This is a genomic window from Affinibrenneria salicis, assembly GCF_008710095.1.
This window is the reverse complement of the sequence record NZ_VYKJ01000011.1, coordinates 1-19,241: the sequence shown is the minus strand read 5'-3', so window position 1 is coordinate 19,241 and position 19,241 is coordinate 1. Positions and strand designations below refer to the sequence as shown.

The window sequence follows — 19,241 nt, the reverse complement described above, 5'->3', positions numbered from 1 at the left end:
GGGCGTATGGATATTAATCTCTTTTATGGCTTGGGCGGCGGCGCTATCGGGTTGCTGGCCGGCTGGCTGCTGGCCAGTCTGCGTCAGCAGCAGCGGCTGGCGCGCGACGAAATGGAACGGCGTCTGCAGGCGCAGGCGCTGGAACAGATTCAGCAGACGCTGGCCGAAACGCAGCGGCTCAGACTGCAGGACGAGCAGCGTCTGCGACAGAGTGAGCTGGAACTGCGCGATCTGCACGGCCAACTGGCCGCCGGCCATGAAAAACTGCAGCAGCTGGCGCAACTGCGCGACGAATGCGAGCAACTGAATCAGGAGCTGCGGGCGCTGCGCGAGGCCAACGGCGCGCAGGAAGCGGAGCTGCGCGAAGTGACCATCCGGCTGGAGGAGACGCGGCTGGCCGCCGAAGAGAAGCAGCGTTTGTTGATAAACAGCGAACAGCGGCTGAACACGCAGTTTGAAAACCTAGCGAATCGTATATTTGAGCATAACGGACGCCGGGCGGACGAACAGAACCGTCAGAGTTTGTCCAGCCTGCTGACGCCGCTGCGCGAACAGCTGGACGGTTTCCGGCGTCAGGTGCAGGATAGTTTCGGCGCCGAGGCGCGCGAGCGCCACACGCTATCCCATGAAATCCGCAATCTGCAGCAGTTGAATGCCCGCATGGCGCAGGAAGCGCTGAACCTGACCAAAGCCCTGAAAGGGGAAAATAAAACCCAGGGCAACTGGGGCGAGGTGATCCTGAGCCGGGTGCTGGAAGCCTCCGGCCTGCGCGAAGGGTATGAATATCAGACGCAGGTCAGCATCGCGACCGCTGGCCAGGGGCGTCTGCAGCCGGATGTCATCGTCCGGCTGCCGCAGGGCAAGGATGTGGTGATCGATGCGAAAATGTCGCTGGTGGCCTATGAGCGTTATTTCAACAGCGACGATGAAGCCGAACGGGCCAGCGCGCTGAACGAGCATATCCTGTCGGTGCGCAGCCACATTCGTCAACTGGGCGGCAAAGACTACCAGCAACTGCCGGGACTGCGTTCACTGGACTATGTTCTGCTGTTTATCCCGGTCGAACCGGCGTTTCTGGTGGCGATCGATCGTCAGCCTGAATTGATCAATGAAGCGCTGCAGCACAATATTATGCTGGTCAGTCCGACGACGCTGCTGGTGGCGCTGCGCACCATCAATAATCTGTGGCGCTATGAGCAACAGAGCCGCAATGCACAGCGCATTGCCGAACGCGCCGCCCGGCTTTACGATAAGCTACGCTTGTTTGTTGATGATATGTCCGTGCTCGGTCAGAGTCTGGATCGCGCTCAGGGCAGCTATCGCCAGGCGATGAATAAACTGGTCCAGGGGCGTGGCAATCTGATCGGTCAGGCGGAAACCTTTCGCGCGCTGGGCGTGGAGATCAAACGGCCCATCAGCCCGGCGCTGGCTGAGCAGGCGCGCGAGCAGAATAACGAGCCGGAAGACGCGGACGATGAGCCGCCTGCGCAAATCGGCGAGGCCGGGCAGCCGTGCGCCGCCGGGCCGTCGTCCTGAGTCGCCGACGTTATCCGGCGGAGCGGTGGGGCTTTTAACCTGGGTCTGTTACACTACCGTTTGACAGACGGTCCGGCATCATCAGATCCGATTATTGACTGAACGAACAGGCAAATAACATGGCAGATAAATCGCGGGAAACCGAAACCACGCACTTTGGCTATCGCACCGTCGCTAAAGATGAAAAACAAGGCATGGTGGCCGATGTTTTTGATTCGGTGGCGTCAAAGTACGATTTGATGAATGACCTGACGTCATTCGGCATTCACCGTCTCTGGAAGCGTTTTACCATCGAATGCAGCGGCGTGCGTCGCGATCAGCGCGTGCTGGATCTGGCGGGCGGCACCGGCGACCTGGCGGCGAAATTTTCTCGTCTGGTCGGGGAAAACGGCGAGGTGGTGCTGGCGGACATTAACGCCTCCATGCTGAAGGTCGGGCAGGAAAAACTACGCAATCGCGGCATCGTCGGCAATATCAGCTACGTGCAGGCCAACGCCGAGGCGCTGCCGTTCCCTGACGATACCTTTGACTGCATTACTATCTCGTTCGGCCTGCGTAACGTAACTGATAAAGAAAAAGCGCTGCGTTCGATGTATCGCGTGCTGAAGCCGGGCGGCCGGCTGCTGGTGCTGGAGTTCTCCCAGCCGATCTTTAAGCCGCTGAGTAAAGTGTACGATCTCTATTCTTTCCATGTGTTGCCGCGTATTGGCGAACTCGTTACCAAAGACGGCGACAGCTACCGCTATCTGGCGGAGTCGATTCGCGTCCATCCCGATCAGGAAACGCTGAAGGCCATGATGAACGAGGCGGGGTTCGGCAACGTCACCTACTTCAACATGACCGGCGGTATTGTGGCCTTGCACCGCGGCTTTAAATTCTGAGCGGGGACGCCAATGCTGATTAGCACCGTGCTGACCGCCGCACTGGAAACCGCCCTGAATCCGCTTCTGTTTCGCGATCGCAGCATGAAGGCAGCGCGTCAGCGTTTGCAGGGCAAGATATTGGCCATTTCGCTGGCCGAACTGGATACGCCGCTGGTGTTTCTGTTCAGCGAATCCCGGCTGGACGTGCTCAGCGCGTGGGACGGCGCGGTGGATTGCCAGTTGAATACGCGCGTCGGCGCGCTGATGAAGCTGCGCGATCGCCAGCAGCTCTCCAGCCTGATGCGCAGCGGCGAGCTGCTGGTTGAGGGCGATCTGCAGGTCGCTCAGCAGTTTGTCGCGCTGCTCGATCTGGCCGAGTTCGATCCGGCGGAGTGGCTGTCTCCCTGGCTGGGCGATATCGCCGCGCAAGGGTTAACCCAGGCGCTGCGTAAGGGCGTGGGGCATTTGACCCGTAGCGTCGACCGGCAGCGGCGCCACCTCGCGGAGGCGCTGACCGAAGAGTGGCGTCTCGCGCCAGGCGCGCTGGAAACCGCCTGGTTCAACGATGAGGTCGGCGCGCTGCAGCAGGCGCTGGATCGCCTGACCGCCCGGCTGGAAAAACTGGAGGCGGCGCAATGACTCCTGCTGAGCTGCGGCGTTTCTATCTGATCATCCGCGTGTTGTTGAGTTATGGCCTGGATGAACTGATACCCAAAATGCGTCTGACGCTGCCCCTGCGTTTCGGGCGCCGTCTGCTGTTCTGGCTGCCCAACCGTCATGCCGATAAGCCTCTGGGCGAGCGTTTGCGTCTGGCGCTGCAGGAGCTGGGTCCGGTGTGGATCAAGTTCGGCCAGATGATGTCCACCCGGCGCGATCTGTTTCCCCCCGCCATCGCCGATCAGCTAGCGATGCTGCAGGACCGGGTCGACCCGTTCGACGGCAGGCTGGCGCGTAAGTTTATCGAACGTTCGATGGGGCAGCCGCTGGAAAACTGGTTCGATGATTTCGAACCCAAAGCGCTGGCGTCGGCCTCGATTGCGCAGGTGCATACCGCGCGCTTAAAGACCACCGGTCAGCAGGTGGTGATCAAGGTCATTCGCCCCGATATTCTGCCGGTGATGCAGGCCGATATCCGGCTGATGTACCGGCTGGCCGGCTGGCTGCCGATGCTGCTGCCGGACGGGCGGCGTCTGCGCCCGCGCGAAGTGGTGCGCGAGTATGAGAAAACCCTGCTGGATGAGCTCAATCTGCTGCGTGAAGCGGCCAATGCCATCCAGCTGCGCCGCAATTTCGAAGGCAGCCCGATGCTGTATATACCGGAGGTGTATTCGGATTATTGCAGCGAAAGCATGATGGTGATGGAGCGCATTTACGGCATCCCGGTTTCCGACGTGGCCACCATTCGCCAGAACGGCACCAACATGCGGCTGCTGGCCGAACGCGGCGTGCAGGTGTTCTTTACTCAGGTGTTTCGCGACAGTTTTTTTCATGCCGATATGCATCCGGGCAATATCTTCGTTAGCTATGAACACCCGGAAGATCCTCAGTACATCGGCATTGATTGTGGTATTGTCGGCTCTCTGAACAAGGATGATAAACGCTACCTGGCGGAAAATTTTATCGCGTTTTTTAACCGCGATTACCGCAAGGTTGCCGAGCTGCACGTCGACTCCGGCTGGGTGCCGGCGGATACCAACGTCGAAGAGTTCGAATTTGCCATTCGTACTGTGTGCGAACCCATTTTCGAAAAGCCGCTGGCGGAAATTTCCTTCGGGCACGTGTTGTTAAACCTGTTTAATACGGCGCGACGTTTCGATATGGCCGTTCAGCCGCAACTGGTTCTGCTGCAAAAAACGTTGTTGTATGTGGAAGGCGTGGGCCGTCAGCTGTATCCCGAGCTCGATTTATGGAAGACAGCCAAACCGTTTCTGGAAACCTGGATCAAAGATCAGATCGGCCTGCCCGCGGTATTGCGGGCGATAAAGGAAAAAGCGCCGTTCTGGGCCGAGAAGCTGCCGGAAATCCCGGAATTGTTCTACGACGGTCTGCGGCAGCATAAGATGTTGCGCCAAAGCGTTGAACAGCTGTCCGGCGAACTGCGGGTTCAGCGTATTCGGCAGGGCCAGTCTCGTTATCTATTGGGTATTGGTGCTACACTGCTGCTTAGTGGTACGGTACTTCTGGTTAGCCAGATCGAGGCCGATATCATGCCGGCTGGATTAATGGCGGCGGGTATCGTCGCCTGGATTATCGGCTGGCGAAGAACGCGTTAAATCAGCGTATAACGGATCGTCGTATATTGACGGCGCTTCGCAAACACCCCTTTGAACAGAGGTAAAAGGTATGGGCGGTATTAGTATTTGGAACCTGTTGATCATTGCAGTGATTGTCGTGCTGCTGTTTGGGACTAACAAACTGCGTACGCTGGGGTCCGATCTGGGCGCATCCATCAAAGGCTTTAAAAAAGCGATGGGCGATGATACGCCGGCGGATAAACAGGAACAGACTCAGCAGGATGCCGACTTCGTCACGAAATCCATCGATCAGCCGGCGGCCGACAAGTCTGAAGAGACGAAGAACAAACAGAAAGAGCAGGTATAAGCAGTGTTCGATATCGGGTTTAGTGAACTGCTGCTGGTCATGGTTATCGGTCTGGTGGTGCTCGGGCCGGAGCGGTTGCCTGTGGCGGTCAGAACGGTTGCCGGCTGGATCAGGGCGCTGCGCTCGCTGGCGTCAACGGTTCAGAACGAGCTATCCCAGGAACTCAAATTGCAGGAACTGCAGGACAGCCTGAAGAAAGTGGAAAAGGCAGGCCTGCAAAATCTGTCGCCGGAGCTGAAATCCTCAATGGAGGAGTTGAAAGAGGCGGCGGAAGCGATGAAGCGCAGCTATGGCAGCTCGCTGCAGAATGACGAATCGGGAGCGGAGGGTGCGCCATACCAGCCGCTGAACGACCCGGAAGCGCTGCACGACGGCGTGGTGGATCTGGAAAAGGCGCCGATTGACGCCGAGCCTGAGCGCAACGCGCTGTCCGCGTCCGACGCACCGGCAGCGGCCGTGAGCGCCGCAACGCCCGCGGCCCGCGCGTCATCGCCGGTATCCGCAGCCCCGGCGCCTTCCGCGGCTGGCGTTTCGCCGGCGTCCGAATCTCCTGCGCCTTCCGTGGCGTCCGTCGCTCGGGTGCCTTCCGCGCCTGCGGCCAGCGCGTCGTCCGTCTCCCCCGACGCGCCGACTCCGGCGACGAAAACCGATGCTCCGTCGGGCACCGCGACGGCTGGCGCATCTTCTTCTTATCCTTCAAGTGGTGATCGTTAGTGTATGGCCGTTGATGAAACCCAACCCTTGATCAGCCATCTGATTGAGCTGCGTAAGCGGTTGCTGAATTCTATTATTTGCGTGCTGGTGGTGTTTGTCGTCCTGGTTTTCTTCGCCAATGATATCTATCAGATGGTATCCGCGCCGCTGATTAAGCAACTGCCTGCGGGCGCCAGCATGATTGCCACCGACGTCGCTTCGCCTTTCTTCACCCCGATCAAGCTCACCATGATTGTCTCGGTGTTCGTCTCGGCGCCTTTTATTCTGTATCAGGTGTGGGCCTTTATCGCGCCGGCGTTGTATAAGCACGAACGTCGCCTGATGATGCCGCTGCTGTTTTCCAGCAGCCTGCTGTTCTATGCCGGTATGGCGTTCGCCTATTTCGTGGTCTTCCCGCTGGCGTTTAGCTTTTTCGCCCAGACCGCCCCGGAAGGGGTGCTGATTGCCACGGATATCAATAATTATCTCGACTTCGTCATGGCGCTGTTTATGGCTTTCGGCGTGTCGTTTGAGGTGCCGATCGCCATTGTTCTGCTGTGCTGGAGCGGGGTGATTACGCCAGAAGATCTGAAAAAGAAGCGCCCCTACGTACTGGTCGGCGCTTTTGTAGTGGGTATGTTGCTGACGCCGCCCGACGTTTTCTCGCAAACGCTGCTGGCTATCCCGATGTATCTGCTGTTTGAAGTCGGCGTCTTTTTCGCGCGCTTCTATGTGGGCGTCCGCCGCCCTGAGGCAGCCGGAGATAAACCGGCGCAGTAGCTCCGCTGCAATACGCCCCCTCAATGTTTTCCGGCTGCGTGCGTCGGTTTAGCGTTCAGTCGCCGGCCGGCGATGCGATAGACCCTGGCCGTCCGGCTATAACGTGGATTGAATAACGATGTTTGATATAGGCGTCAACCTGACCAGTTCGCAGTTTGCGCGCGATCGCGATCGGGTCGTGGCCAGAGCCCGCGAGGCGGGCGTCCGCGGCATGCTGATCACCGGCACCGACGCGCCGCAAAGCCGGCAGGCGCTGGCGCTGGCCGAGTCCTGGCCCGGCTATTGCTGGGCGACGGCGGGCGTGCATCCGCACGACGCCAGCTCATGGAACGATGGCGTGGCGCAGACCCTGCGCGACTGCGCGCGCCGCGACGCCGTGGTGGCGATTGGCGAATGCGGTCTGGACTTTGACCGCAACTTTTCCTCGCCGGCGCAGCAAGAGTCCGCCTTTAGCGCCCAGTTGGCGCTGGCGGCGGAGCTCGGACTGCCGGTCTTTTTACACTGCCGCGAAGCGCATCCGCGCTTTATGGCGCTGCTGACGCCGTGGCTGGATAAACTGCCCGCCGCCGTGCTGCACTGTTTTACCGGCACGCGCGATGAGCTGCAGCGGAGTCTGCGCGCCGGGCTGATGATCGGCATCACCGGATGGGTGTGCGATGAGCGCCGCGGCCTTGAGCTGCGCGCGCTGTTGCCGCATATACCGGCAGACAGGCTGCTGCTGGAGACCGATGCGCCTTATTTGCTACCGCGGGATTTAGATCCGAAACCCTCGTCCCGTCGCAATGAACCCTGCTTTTTACCCCACATCGTTCGTCAGGTCGCCCTTTGGCGCCAGGACGATCCCACCGTGCTGGGTCAGAAGGTCGATGAAAATGCCCGCCGGGTTTTCCGGCTGGTTTGAGTCAGGAGACTATTTCTATGAGTTACGCTTTTCCCGGCAGTTTCCCGGGGCGCCGCATGCGGCGCGTGCGCCGTCATGATTTCAGCCGTCGTCTGGTGGCTGAGAATCGGCTAACGGTAAACGATCTGATTTATCCGGTTTTCGTCATGGAAGGCAGCAACCGCCAGCAGGAAGTGGCCTCGATGCCCGGCGTATACCGTATGACCATTGATCTGCTGTTGAAGGAAGCCGAAACCATCGCGCGGCTCGGCATCCCGGTGCTGTCGCTATTCCCGGTGATCGAAGCGGATAAAAAATCCCTCGGTGCGGAAGAGGCGTGGAATGCGCAGGGGCTGGTGCCGCGCGCGCTGCGCGCGCTGAAAGACGCGGTGCCGGAGCTGGGATTGCTGACCGACGTTGCGCTCGACCCCTACACCACGCATGGTCAGGACGGTATCATTGATGACGATGGCTATGTGGTGAACGATGTGACGAAGGCGTGCCTGGTGCGTCAGGCGCTGGCCCATGCGGAAGCCGGCGCGGAAATCGTGGCGCCCAGCGATATGATGGATGGCCGCATCGGCGCCATTCGCGCCACGCTGGAAGAACAGAATCTGATCAATACCCAGATTATGGCCTACTCCGCTAAGTACGCGTCCTGCTATTACGGCCCATTCCGCGACGCGGTGGGCTCTGCCGGCAACCTGAAGGGCGGCGATAAGAAAACCTACCAGATGGACCCCGCCAACAGCGATGAAGCGCTGCAGGAAATTGCTCAGGATCTGCAGGAAGGGGCGGATATGGTGATGGTTAAGCCCGGCATGCCTTATCTTGACGTGGTGCGTCGGGTCAAAGACGCCTTTGGCGTACCGACTTTCGCCTATCAGGTGTCGGGCGAATACGCCATGCATATGGCGGCGATTCAGAATGGCTGGCTGCAGGAGAGGGCGGCGATCATGGAGTCGCTGTTGTGCTTTAAACGTGCCGGAGCGGACGGAGTGCTGACCTACTTCGCCAAACGCGTGGCGCAGTGGCTGCATGACGACCGTACGCTGTAGCGCCGCCGGGCTCAGCCTTTGTGAAACTGGCGGTTATCGAGGCTCTGCGCGACGGGTTTGTTCAGCAGATTCAGCAACAGCATAGATCGCGTCTCGCCGTCCGGCTCGGTGTAAATGGCCTGCAGGCCGGCGAACATGCCGTCGGTGATCATGACCCGATCGCCCGGCTGCGGCGTTTGCGGATCGGTAATCCCCTGGCAGGGGCGCAGCTGCAGGTCGTTGATGACGTCATCCGGCACGACGGCCGGCTGGCTGCCGAACCGGACAAAGTGGCTGACGCCGCGGGTAGCGCTGATGGTAGTGGTATGAATACGCTCGGGATCGAAGGAAACAAACATGTAGTTTGGGAACAGCGGTTCGCTCACCGCCGTTCGCTTGCCGCGCACGATCTTGTCCAGGGTAATCATCGGACTCAGGCAGGCCACTTCCTGACGTTCCAGATGTTCTTTGGCGCGCAGCAATTGGCCGCGCTTGCAATAAAGTAAGTACCAGGCTTCCATAATATTATCGTTTGAGGAGTTCCGGCTGAAAGCATAGCAAAAGCCGCCCGGGATAAATAGCACCACTAACAAGCGACAGGCTGTGGAAGAGCCCTTATAATAAGTTCACCCCTGACCGTCCTGATGATCAGCATGAAATACCGTGACTTACGCGAATTCCTCTCGTTGCTTGAGCAGAGAGGTGAATTAAAACGTATCACTCTGCCTGTCGATCCCCGCCTGGAAATGACCGAGATCGCCGATCGCACGCTGCGCGCCGGCGGACCGGCCCTGTTGTTTGAACATCCGAAAGGCTACGACATGCCGGTGCTGTGCAATCTGTTCGGCACCGCCAGACGGGTCGCGCTGGGAATGGGGCAGGAAGAGGTCAGCGCGCTGCGTGAGGTGGGTAAGCTGCTGGCGTTCCTGAAAGAGCCGGAACCGCCGAAAGGCTTTCGCGATCTGGTGGATAAACTGCCGCGTTTTCGTCAGGTGCTGAATATGCCGACGAAGCGGTTATCGTCGGCGCCCTGCCAGCAGCAGGTGTGGCAGGGCGAGGATGTCGATCTGCGCCGGATACCGGTTATGCACTGCTGGCCGGAAGACGCCGCGCCGCTGGTGACCTGGGGGCTGACGGTGACGCGCGGTCCGCATAAAGAGCGTCAGAATCTGGGTATTTATCGCCAGCAGGTGCTGGGAAAAAATAAGCTGATTATGCGCTGGCTGTCGCATCGCGGCGGCGCGCTGGATTTTCAGGAGTGGCGCGAGGCGCATCCCGGCCAGCGTTTTCCGGTCGCGGTCGCGCTGGGCGCCGATCCCGCCACGATTCTCGGCGCCGTGACGCCGGTGCCGGATACCCTGTCCGAATACGCATTCGCCGGTTTGCTGCGCGGCCATAAAACGGAAGTGGTCAAATGCCTGTCGAACGATCTTGAGGTGCCGGCCAGCGCGGAAATCGTGCTGGAAGGCTATATCGAACCGGGCGAGATGGCGGCGGAAGGGCCGTATGGCGATCATACCGGCTACTATAATGAAGTGGATGACTTCCCGGTGTTTACCGTCACCCATATCACGCAGCGCGAAGATGCGATTTATCATTCGACCTATACCGGTCGTCCGCCCGATGAGCCGGCGGTGATGGGCGTGGCGCTGAACGAAGTGTTTGTGCCGATTCTGCAAAAACAATTTCCTGAAATCGTCGATTTTTATTTGCCCCCGGAAGGTTGCTCTTACCGGCTGGCTGTCGTTACCATAAAGAAACAGTATGCCGGACACGCCAAACGCATAATGATGGGCGTCTGGTCGTTTCTGCGTCAGTTTATGTATACCAAATTCGTCATCGTCTGCGATGACGACGTCAATGCCCGCGACTGGAACGATGTGATTTGGGCGATCACCACGCGCATGGATCCGGCGCGTGATACGGTATTAGTGGAAAATACGCCGATCGATTATCTGGACTTTGCCTCACCGGTTTCCGGTTTGGGCTCCAAAATGGGGCTGGATGCCACCAATAAATGGCCGGGAGAAACGCAGCGCGAGTGGGGACGTCCGATCAAGAAAGACCCGCAGGTGTGCGCCCGCATAGATGCTATCTGGGATGAGCTGGCCATTTTCAGTGACAGAGACCGCCGGGAATAATTCTCCGTTTTCTGTTCTCAGTTTTGCTTTGATGACCCGACAGAGGGACGCATGACAACGTTGAGCTGTAAAGTGACTTCGGTAGAGGCGATAACGGATACGGTATACCGGGTGCGCCTGCTGCCCGCCGCGCCTTTTTCTTTTCGCGCCGGTCAGTATCTGATGGCCGTGATGGACGAGCGCGATAAACGGCCATTTTCTATGGCTTCCACACCGATGGATCGTGATTTTATTGAACTGCATATCGGCGCTTCAGAGCTTAATTTATATGCCATGGCGGTGATGGACCGTATTTTAAAAGAACGCGAGCTGACGGTGGATATGCCGCACGGCGAGGCCTGGCTGCGCGAAGAGAGCGAGCGTCCGCTGATTCTGATCGCCGGCGGCACCGGTTTCTCCTACACCCGTTCTATTCTGCTGACCGCGCTGGCGCGTAATCCCGAACGTGAAATCGCTATCTACTGGGGCGGCAGAGAGCTGAAACATCTGTACGAACTGGGTGAACTGGAAGCGCTGAGCGTTGAGCACCCTAATCTGAAGGTCATCCCGGTAGTGGAGCAGAAAGAAGAGGGGTGGCGCGGCAGGACCGGCACGGTGCTAAGCGCGGTTCTGCAGGACTACGGCTCTCTGGCCGATTACGACATTTATATCGCCGGCCGTTTCGAGATGGCGAAGATCGCCCGCGAACGTTTCTGCAATGAGCGCGGCGCGCAGATGGAACAGCTGTTTAGCGACGCGTTTGCTTTTATCTGATCGCTTCAGCCGGCGCGCGGTGGGCCTATTTCTGTCGCGCGGGCATGGATGCCTTGAGCCGGCGTGGAACCGATCGCCGCGATGCCGTTTATCCGCAACCGATCGCGAAATGTCCGGTCGGAAATGCGGGCGCGTTCAGATCCGTTCCAGCACGGTGGCGATTCCCTGGCCGAGGCCGATACACAGCGTGGCCAGACCAAACTTCACGTCACGTTTTTCCATCAGGTTGAGCAGAGTCACGGTTATGCGGGTGCCGGAGCAGCCGAGCGGATGGCCGAGCGCGATCGCGCCGCCGTGCAGATTGACCTTATCATCCAGACGATCGAGCAGACCCAGATCGATAATGCAGGGCAGTGCCTGGGCGGCGAACGCCTCATTCAGCTCAAATAAATCGATATCGTCCAGCGTCAACCGGGCGCGTCGCAGAGCCAGTTGCGTGGCCGGCACCGGACCGTAGCCCATCAGAGACGGCTCGCAACCGGTCACCGCCATAGAACGGATAACGGCGCGAATCGGCAGCGCCAGCTCGCGGGCGCGCGACTCGCTCATCACCAGTATGGCCGAAGCGCCGTCGGACAGCGCTGAGGAATTCCCCGCCGTGACCGTTCCCTCGCGGGTATCAAATACCGGTTTTAGCGCGGCCAACGCGGCAACGCTGGTTTCCGGCCGGATCACCTCATCATCGTCGATGCGGCGCAGTACGCCTTCGGCGTCATGCCCGGTTGTGGCGATAATTTCGCGGCGAAAATCCCCGGCCGTAGTCGCGGCGTGAGCGCGCTGATGGGAGCGAGCGGAGAACTGATCCTGCAGTTCCCGGCTAATCCGCTGGCGGCGCGCCAGCAGTTCGGCGGTCAGACCCATCATGGTGGCGGCCTGCGCCATCGTTTTCCCCAGCCCGGGGTGAAAATCGACGCCGTGCTGCATCGGTACATGCCCCATGTGTTCAACGCCGCCGACCAGGCAAACCTGTGCGTCTCCCACCATGATGGCGCGCGCCGCGTCGTGCAGCGCCTGCATTGATGAGCCGCACAGTCGGTTAACGGTCACCGCCGGCACGCTGGCCGGAATTTCGGCTAACAGCGCCGCATTGCGGGCGATATTAAAGCCCTGTTCCAGCGTTTGCTGCACGCAGCCCCAGTAGATATCGTCAATCTGTTGCGCCTCCAGCGCCGGATTTCTGTCTGACAGGCTGCGCATCAGATGAGCGGACAGCGTCTCGGCGCGCACGTGACGAAACGCGCCGCCTTTTGAACGTCCCATCGGGGTGCGCACCGCATCGACAATCACCGCTTTTTCCATTTCACACCTCATGCCGTTTGCGCGCCGGAGATTTCAGCGCGAGGGATGACGACGGGATAGAGCCCTTCGTTGCGTTGCGCCTTATGCGTCAAGCCGGCCGGCGCCTGATAAAGCGGCCCGAGGTGGGCAAAGGCCCGGGCTCTGTTCAGGTATGCGCGGCTGCCCTGCGTATCCAGGTAACGGCAGGGGCCGCCGAGGTAAGAGGGAAAGCCCAGACCGTACACCAGCGCGATATCGGCTTCGGCCGGGCCGGCCACGATCTCCTCTTCGAGGCAGCGCGCCACTTCGAAGATCATGGGTATCATAAGGCGATCGATGATCTCATCGTCGCGCAGAGATTGCGCCGGCCGACAGACCGGCGCCAGCAGCTCAACGGTATGGTCGTCGTACTCTTTGCGCATTTTTCCCTGAGCGTCTTGCCGGTAACGGTAAAAACCCAATCCACGCTTCTGCCCGTAGCGCTGCTGTTCGAACAGCAGATCGACAGCGTCTCGGTAATCTTTCCCCATGCGCGCCGGAAAGCCTGCGGCCATTACCGCCCGGGCGTGACAGGCCGTATCGATGCCGACCATATCCAGCAGCCGGGCCGGGCCCATCGGCCAGCCGAACTGCTGCTCCATCAGGTTATCGATGCGCCGGAAATCCACGCCGTCGCGCAGCAACAGGCTGAATGCGGCAAGCCAGGGGAACAATACCCGGTTGACGAAGAAACCGGGGCAGTCGTTGACCACCACCGGCGTTTTGCCCATGTGCAGAGCCCAGGCGACTACGCGCGCAAGGGTCTGTTCCGCGGTCTGCGGGCCGCGGATGATTTCAACCAGCGGCATGCGGTGTACCGGATTAAAAAAGTGCATACCGCAGAAGTTCTGCGGTCGCCGCAGCGCGCCAGCCAGTCGGGCGATCGGAATGGTCGAGGTATTCGATGCGATAATCGTCTCGCCGCCGACCCGGTCTTCGATCTCTCTCAACACCCTGGACTTGATGGCGGGCTCTTCAACCACCGCTTCAAGCACCATGTTCACCCGATCAAAACCGTCATAGCTTAGGGTCGGGCGGATGGCGCTCAGGATGCGCGCCATTTGCATGCCGTCGATCCGGCCCTGCTCCCGCTGCCGGTTAAGCAGCCGGGCGGCTTCGGTCACGGCCTGCGCCAGCGGCCGGTCGCCGATATCTTTCACTATCGTCGGCGTGCCCTTGCGCGCCGCCTGCAACGCGATACCGCCGCCCATAATGCCGGCGCCGACCACCGCCGCCTGAACCGGCGGCGGATGGTTGCCGCCGTATCGCCTGGCCGTTGTTTTCACCGTCTGTTCGCCGAGGAACAGGCCGACCAGCGCCCGGGCGGAATCAGAACGCGCCAGCGGCAGGAAATTATTGGTTTCCAGCTCGAGCGCCGCGTCCCAATTAAGTCCGGCGGCGGCCTCAATGGTATTCAGCGCCGCGACGGGCGCGGGATAGTGACGGCCGGCGGTCTGCAGGACTCGCGCGCGGGCCGTAGCGAAGCACAGGCTGGCTTCGGTCGGGCTGAGTTTCAGCGGCTGCCGCCGTGATCGACGCTGTCCACGCCAGTCCAGATCGCCGTCCGCCGCCCGGCGGATGATATTGAGCGCCGCTGCGTTCAAGCGTTCGTGCGGAACGACGGCCTGCACCAGCCCGTACCGCAGCGCGTCTTGCGCATCGATCTCTCTGCCGCCGGTAATCATTTCAAGCGCCAGATCCGCGCCCAACAGACGCGGCAGACGCACGGTGCCGCCAAAACCGGGCATGATGCCGAGTCGGGTTTCGGGCAGTCCGATACGGGCGTCGGGAGACGCAATGCGAAAATCGGTGGTCAGAATACATTCGCAGCCGCCGCCGAGCGCATAACCGTTAATCGCCGCCACGCTGGGCACCGGCAGATCTTCCAGCCGGTTAAACAGACGCCGGACGCAGACCAGCCACTGGCGCAGTTTTTCCTCCGGCGCGGCGAACAAAGGGAGGAATTCGCGGATATCGGCGCCGACGATAAAAGCCGGCAGCGCGGAGCGCACAATAACCCCTCGCAGACCAGGCTGTTTCTCCAGTACTTCCAGCCCGGCGCCCAGCGCGATGACGGTTTGGCTGTCCAGCATATTGACCGGACCGGGTGCGGAAAACACCAGTTCGGCGATGCCGTCGTCGAGCCAGCTGAGATAAAGCGTGTCACTCTGATACAGCATTATGTCCCCCCCGCCCGGTACTCGTCATCTGGTCGTACCAGATAACAAAATTGTGGTTATAATGTTAAAAAAAAGCAAATAGAAGAGCCGATTTTTGCATTATCGATCACACCCGGCGCCGCGCTGTTGCCTGGTCGTCTCTGTGTTAAAATAGAAAAATCTTGCTGTGACAAAGGGGATCTCCATGGAAACACTGGCTTCTCTCTACCCTCAACATCTGGCGGTTTTGCAGGAGCGTGCGCGCACTGCGCTGGCACGTCACCAGCTTGACGCTCTGCTGATTCATTCCGGCGAGCCGCTGCGCGTTTTCCTGGATGACCATGACTATCCCTTCAGGGTCAATCCGCAGTTTAAGGCCTGGGTACCGGTCACCCGGGTCGCCAACTGCTGGCTCTGGGTGGACGGGGTGAATCCGCCGAAGCTGTGGTTTCACTCTCCGCTCGATTACTGGCACAGCACCGAACCCCTGCCGGACAGTTTTTGGACGCCGCATATCGAACTCGCGCTGTTGCGCGATGCGGATGAGATCGGCCAGCTATTGCCCGCCGCGCGCCAGCGCGTGGCTTATCTGGGCAATGCGCCGCAGCGGGCGGCGGCGCTCGGCATCGGCGCGGAAAATATTAATCCGCAGGGCGTGCTGGATTACCTGCACTATTACCGGGCCTGCAAAACGGAGTATGAGCTGGCCTGCATGCGCGAGGCGCAGAAAACGGCGGTGGTCGGTCACCGCGCCGCACATGAAGCGTTCTTATCCGGGATGAGCGAGTTTGATATCAACCTGGCTTACCTGACCGCCACCGGGCATCGCGATATTAATGTGCCCTATGACAACATTGTGGCGCTGAATGAGCATGCCGCTATTTTGCATTACACGCAGCTTGAACACCGGCTGCCGGCAGAGGTGCGCAGTTTTCTGATTGATGCCGGGACGGAATATAACGGTTACGCCGCCGATTTGACTCGCACATGGTGCGCGCAGAGCGACAACGATTACGCCGCGCTGGTGAAGGATCTCAATCACGAACAACTGGCGCTGATCGATACGCTGCAGTGCGGCGTGCGCTATACCGACTATCATCTGCGGATGCATCAGCGTGTTGCGTATCTGCTGAAATCCCACCGGTTGATAACGGATATCAGCGAAGAGGCGATGGTGGAACAGGGAATGACCAGCCCGTTTCTGCCGCATGGGCTGGGGCATCTGCTCGGGCTGCAGGTGCACGACGTCGGCGGTTTTATGCAGGATGATCAGGGGACGCAGCTGGCGGCGCCGGAGCGACATCCCTACCTGCGCTGTACCCGTATTCTTGAACCGGGTATGGTACTGACTATCGAACCCGGAATTTACTTCATCGACTCGTTGCTGGCTCCCTGGCGCGAAGGCGTATTCAGCAAGCACTTTAACTGGGGCAAGATTGATGCGCTCAGGCCGTTTGGCGGCATCCGTATTGAGGATAATGTCGTGATGCACGAAAAACGGGTGGAGAATATGACCCGGGATCTGAACCTGCCCTGATGGACGCATGGCTGATACCGGCTGAATCCGTCAATTTCAGCGAAGAAATCCGCAAGAGCCGCTTTATCACGCTGTTGGCCCATACCGACGGCGTGGAAGCGGCCAGAGCGCTGGTGCGTCAGGCGCGCGAGCAGCATCCCGCGGCCCGTCATCATTGCTGGGCGTGGGTCGCCGGCTCGCCGCAGGATAGTCAGCAACTGGGATTTTCCGATGATGGCGAACCCTCCGGCACGGCGGGCAAACCGATGCTGGCGCAGCTGATGGGCAGCGGCGTCGGTGAGGTGACGGCGGTGGTGGTGCGTTATTATGGCGGTATCCAACTGGGCACCGGCGGGCTGGTGAAGGCCTATGGCGGCGGTGTGCAGCAAGCGCTTAAACAGCTAAAGCTACAGGAGAAGGTGCGTCGCACGGCGTTCAGACTGTGCTGTGACTATGCGTTACTGGCGCAGGTCGAGGCGTTGGTGTTGCGCATGGGGGGCGAAGTGACCAACGGAGATTATGGCGTCGACGTGACGCTGGACGTGATGATCCCCGCTTCGCTCGCGAATGAGGCCCGGCAGCGTTTATTGGATATGAGCCGCGGTACGTTGCATTTACAGCCGGTTTGATAATAATGCCTGGCTGACTGATGAATCTTTAAGGAACCTGTTGTGCATTTTCGCGCCATAACCCGTATTGTCGGCCTGTTGGTCATTCTGTTTTCTGTGACTATGGTGATTCCCGGCCTGGTGGCGCTGATCTATCGAGATGGCGCCGGGCGCGCCTTTAGTCAGACCTTTCTCTGCGCGCTGGTTATCGGGCTGGCGCTGTGGTTGCCGAACCGTAAACAAAAGCATGAGCTCAAACCGCGCGAAGGGTTCCTGATCGTGGTGTTGTTCTGGACCGTGCTGGGCAGCGTTGGTGCGCTGCCTTTTCTGTTCGCCGAACATCCCAATCTCGGTCTCACCGATGCATTCTTTGAATCGTTTTCCGGTTTGACGACGACGGGCGCCACCACGCTGGTCGGCCTTGATTCGTTGCCGAAGGCGATTTTGTTTTACCGCCAGATGCTGCAGTGGCTCGGTGGGATGGGGATCATCGTACTGGCGGTGGCCATCCTGCCGATACTCGGCGTTGGGGGGATGCAGCTCTACCGGGCGGAAATGCCGGGTCCGCTGAAAGACAATAAAATGCGGCCGCGCATAGCGGAAACGGCGAAAACGCTGTGGTTTATTTATGTTCTGCTAACCATCGCCTGCGCCTTTTCCCTGTGGCTGGCCGGGATGTCCCCGTTTGACGCGATAGGACACAGCTTTTCCACCGTGGCGATTGGCGGTTTTTCCACCCATGATGCCAGCATCGGTTATTTTAATAGCCCGACGATTAACACCATCATCGCCATCTTTCTGCTGATCTCCGGCTGTAATTTCGGGCTGCACTTTGCCGTACTCAGCGGCCGTAGTCTGAAAGTGTACCGTCGCGACCCCGAGTTCCGCATGTTCATCTTTATTCAGATGACGCTGGTGGCGATCTGTACGCTGGTGCTGTGGTTCCATAATATTTATCAAAGCGGGATGCAGACGCTGAATCAGGCTTTTTTCCAGGTGGTGTCCATGGCGACCACCGCCGGCTTCACCACCGACAGCATCGCCAAATGGCCGCTGTTCTTGCCGGTGCTGCTGCTGTGTTCGGCGTTTATTGGCGGCTGCGCGGGCTCAACCGGCGGCGGGCTAAAGGTTATCCGCATTTTGCTGCTGTTTTTGCAGGGGTCGCGCGAATTAAAACGGCTGGTGCATCCCAATGCGGTATACACGATCAAACTGGGTCACCGGGCGCTGCCCGAGCGTATTCTTGAAGCGGTCTGGGGCTTTTTCTCCGCCTATGCGCTGGTGTTCATTGTGAGCATGCTGGCGATCATCGCGACCGGCGTCGATGATTTCTCAGCGTTCGCCGCGGTGGCCGCTACGCTAAACAATCTTGGTCCGGGGCTGGGCGTGGTGGCCGATAATTTCACTTCGATGAACGATACGGCGAAGTGGATACTGGTGCTTACCATGTTGTTCGGGCGCCTGGAAGTGTTCACGCTGCTGGTATTGTTTACGCCGACGTTCTGGCGCGAGTAGCTTAACAAGGCACATTATGAAAGGATTAATACTCTATTCCAGCCGGGAAGGGCAGACGCGGGCCATTGCATCGCGTATCGCCGGGACGCTGGCGGAAACGCTGGAATGCGATGTGGTCGATCTACACCAGGCGGACGGTTGCGACCTGTCCCGCTACGAACGGGTATTGATCGGCGCTTCGATCCGCTACGGCCATTTCGACCCGGTGCTGGATAAATTTATTCAGCGCCGCCTGGCGGAACTGAGCCGCATGCCCGCCGCTTTTTTCTCGGTTAATTTAACCGCGCGTAAACCCGAAAAGCGTACGCCCGAGACCAATGCCTACACCCGCAAGTTCCTGCAGCGCTCGCCGTGGCGGCCCGCGCTGTGCGGCGTATTTGCCGGCGCGTTGCGTTATCCGCGCTATCGCTGGTTCGATCGGATCATGATTCAGTTGATAATGCATATGACCGGCGGCGAAACGGACAGCAGTAAAGAGGTTGAATATACCGACTGGCGGCAGGTGGATGCTTTTGCGTTTGAATGGCGGCATTTAACGCTGAAAAAAACGGCATAATGGCGTAATTCAGCGCAGGTTGCTGAAAAAGGAATCAGTTAAGCATTTTTTTGCATTTAGCGCTTGTCAGGCGGCGAGAAGTCCCTATAATGCGCTCCCACTGACACGGCAACAGCGATTACGCAGTTGTACGGTGAGTAAGAAGTCAGGCAATAATTGCTTGACTTCACAGCGGAAAAGCATATTATTTGCGGCCCGCGCCACGATGAATGTCGCGGCACTGCTCTTTAACAATTAATCAGACAATCTGTGTGGGCACTCACAGGACCGTATCGTAAAAGATACA

At 59.3% G+C, this 19,241-nt stretch carries 18 protein-coding genes; 15 read left to right on the top strand and 3 right to left on the bottom strand.

Going from position 1 to position 19,241, the window contains the following annotated elements:
* Positions 1 to 6 precede the first annotated feature (6 nt).
* From rmuC to hemB, 9 genes are all read left to right on the top strand, one after another.
* Positions 7 to 1,536: a DNA recombination protein RmuC gene (gene rmuC / locus FJU30_RS18730; RefSeq protein ID WP_150436503.1), complete on the top strand. Its 1,530-nt coding sequence runs from the start codon at positions 7 to 9 to the stop codon at positions 1,534 to 1,536.
* Between the two features lie 119 nt (positions 1,537 to 1,655).
* Positions 1,656 to 2,417: a bifunctional demethylmenaquinone methyltransferase/2-methoxy-6-polyprenyl-1,4-benzoquinol methylase UbiE gene (gene ubiE / locus FJU30_RS18725; RefSeq protein ID WP_150436502.1), complete on the top strand. Its 762-nt coding sequence runs from the start codon at positions 1,656 to 1,658 to the stop codon at positions 2,415 to 2,417.
* 12 nt (positions 2,418 to 2,429) lie between these two features.
* Entirely contained in the window at positions 2,430 to 3,038 is a 609-nt protein-coding gene (gene ubiJ, locus FJU30_RS18720; protein WP_150436501.1) for a ubiquinone biosynthesis protein UbiJ, read from the top strand.
* Positions 3,035 to 4,672 (top strand): ubiquinone biosynthesis regulatory protein kinase UbiB, encoded by a 1,638-nt coding sequence (gene ubiB, locus FJU30_RS18715; protein WP_150436500.1) that lies wholly within the window; start codon positions 3,035 to 3,037, stop codon positions 4,670 to 4,672. Before ubiJ ends, ubiB begins: the two co-directional genes overlap by 4 nt.
* Before the next feature lie 70 nt (positions 4,673 to 4,742).
* A complete protein-coding gene (tatA, locus tag FJU30_RS18710; RefSeq protein ID WP_150436499.1) occupies positions 4,743 to 5,000 on the top strand; it encodes a Sec-independent protein translocase subunit TatA in 258 nt (85 codons plus the stop codon).
* Positions 5,001 to 5,003: 3 nt separating this feature from the next.
* Complete coding sequence (gene tatB / locus FJU30_RS18705) at positions 5,004 to 5,714, top strand: Sec-independent protein translocase protein TatB (protein WP_150436498.1); 711 nt, start codon at positions 5,004 to 5,006, stop codon at positions 5,712 to 5,714.
* 3 nt (positions 5,715 to 5,717) lie between these two features.
* Positions 5,718 to 6,473, top strand: coding sequence for a Sec-independent protein translocase subunit TatC (tatC, locus tag FJU30_RS18700; RefSeq protein WP_150436497.1), 756 nt, complete (start codon positions 5,718 to 5,720; stop codon positions 6,471 to 6,473).
* A gap of 118 nt (positions 6,474 to 6,591) precedes the next feature.
* Entirely contained in the window at positions 6,592 to 7,374 is a 783-nt protein-coding gene (gene tatD / locus FJU30_RS18695) for a 3'-5' ssDNA/RNA exonuclease TatD (RefSeq protein ID WP_150436496.1), read from the top strand.
* 17 nt (positions 7,375 to 7,391) lie between these two features.
* Positions 7,392 to 8,411, top strand: coding sequence for a porphobilinogen synthase (gene hemB, locus FJU30_RS18690; RefSeq protein WP_150436495.1), 1,020 nt, complete (start codon positions 7,392 to 7,394; stop codon positions 8,409 to 8,411).
* A gap of 11 nt (positions 8,412 to 8,422) precedes the next feature.
* Here hemB and rfaH read toward each other — a convergent pair whose 3' ends face one another.
* A complete protein-coding gene (gene rfaH, locus FJU30_RS18685; protein ID WP_150436494.1) occupies positions 8,423 to 8,911 on the bottom strand; it encodes a transcription/translation regulatory transformer protein RfaH in 489 nt (162 codons plus the stop codon).
* Between the two features lie 123 nt (positions 8,912 to 9,034).
* On the opposite strand from rfaH, the gene ubiD reads away from it, so the two are divergent.
* Positions 9,035 to 10,531 (top strand): 4-hydroxy-3-polyprenylbenzoate decarboxylase, encoded by a 1,497-nt coding sequence (gene ubiD / locus FJU30_RS18680; RefSeq protein ID WP_150436493.1) that lies wholly within the window; start codon positions 9,035 to 9,037, stop codon positions 10,529 to 10,531.
* Positions 10,532 to 10,582: 51 nt separating this feature from the next.
* Positions 10,583 to 11,284 carry an NAD(P)H-flavin reductase gene (gene fre / locus FJU30_RS18675; RefSeq protein ID WP_150436492.1) on the top strand — a complete coding sequence of 234 codons (702 nt, stop codon included), beginning with the start codon at positions 10,583 to 10,585 and terminating at the stop codon, positions 11,282 to 11,284.
* A 135-nt stretch (positions 11,285 to 11,419) separates the two neighbouring features.
* Here fre and fadA read toward each other — a convergent pair whose 3' ends face one another.
* Entirely contained in the window at positions 11,420 to 12,583 is a 1,164-nt protein-coding gene (fadA, locus tag FJU30_RS18670) for an acetyl-CoA C-acyltransferase FadA (RefSeq protein ID WP_150436491.1), read from the bottom strand.
* Between the two features lie 8 nt (positions 12,584 to 12,591).
* Positions 12,592 to 14,781 (bottom strand): fatty acid oxidation complex subunit alpha FadB, encoded by a 2,190-nt coding sequence (fadB, locus tag FJU30_RS18665; protein WP_150436490.1) that lies wholly within the window; start codon positions 14,779 to 14,781, stop codon positions 12,592 to 12,594.
* 184 nt (positions 14,782 to 14,965) lie between these two features.
* Between fadB and pepQ the strand changes: the two genes are divergently transcribed.
* Genes pepQ through hemG form a run of 4 tightly spaced genes read left to right on the top strand, consistent with a single transcriptional unit; the run spans position 14,966 to position 18,955 of the window.
* On the top strand, positions 14,966 to 16,297 hold the full coding sequence (pepQ, locus tag FJU30_RS18660) for a Xaa-Pro dipeptidase (RefSeq protein WP_150436489.1): 1,332 nt from the start codon (positions 14,966 to 14,968) through the stop codon (positions 16,295 to 16,297).
* Positions 16,297 to 16,905, top strand: a complete 609-nt coding sequence (locus FJU30_RS18655) for an IMPACT family protein (RefSeq protein ID WP_150436488.1) — start codon at positions 16,297 to 16,299, stop codon at positions 16,903 to 16,905. Before pepQ ends, FJU30_RS18655 begins: the two co-directional genes overlap by 1 nt.
* A 42-nt stretch (positions 16,906 to 16,947) precedes the next feature.
* Positions 16,948 to 18,399 carry a Trk system potassium transporter TrkH gene (gene trkH, locus FJU30_RS18650; protein ID WP_150436487.1) on the top strand — a complete coding sequence of 484 codons (1,452 nt, stop codon included), beginning with the start codon at positions 16,948 to 16,950 and terminating at the stop codon, positions 18,397 to 18,399.
* 16 nt (positions 18,400 to 18,415) lie between these two features.
* Positions 18,416 to 18,955, top strand: a complete 540-nt coding sequence (hemG, locus tag FJU30_RS18645) for a menaquinone-dependent protoporphyrinogen IX dehydrogenase (protein ID WP_150436486.1) — start codon at positions 18,416 to 18,418, stop codon at positions 18,953 to 18,955.
* Positions 18,956 to 19,241 lie beyond the last annotated feature (286 nt).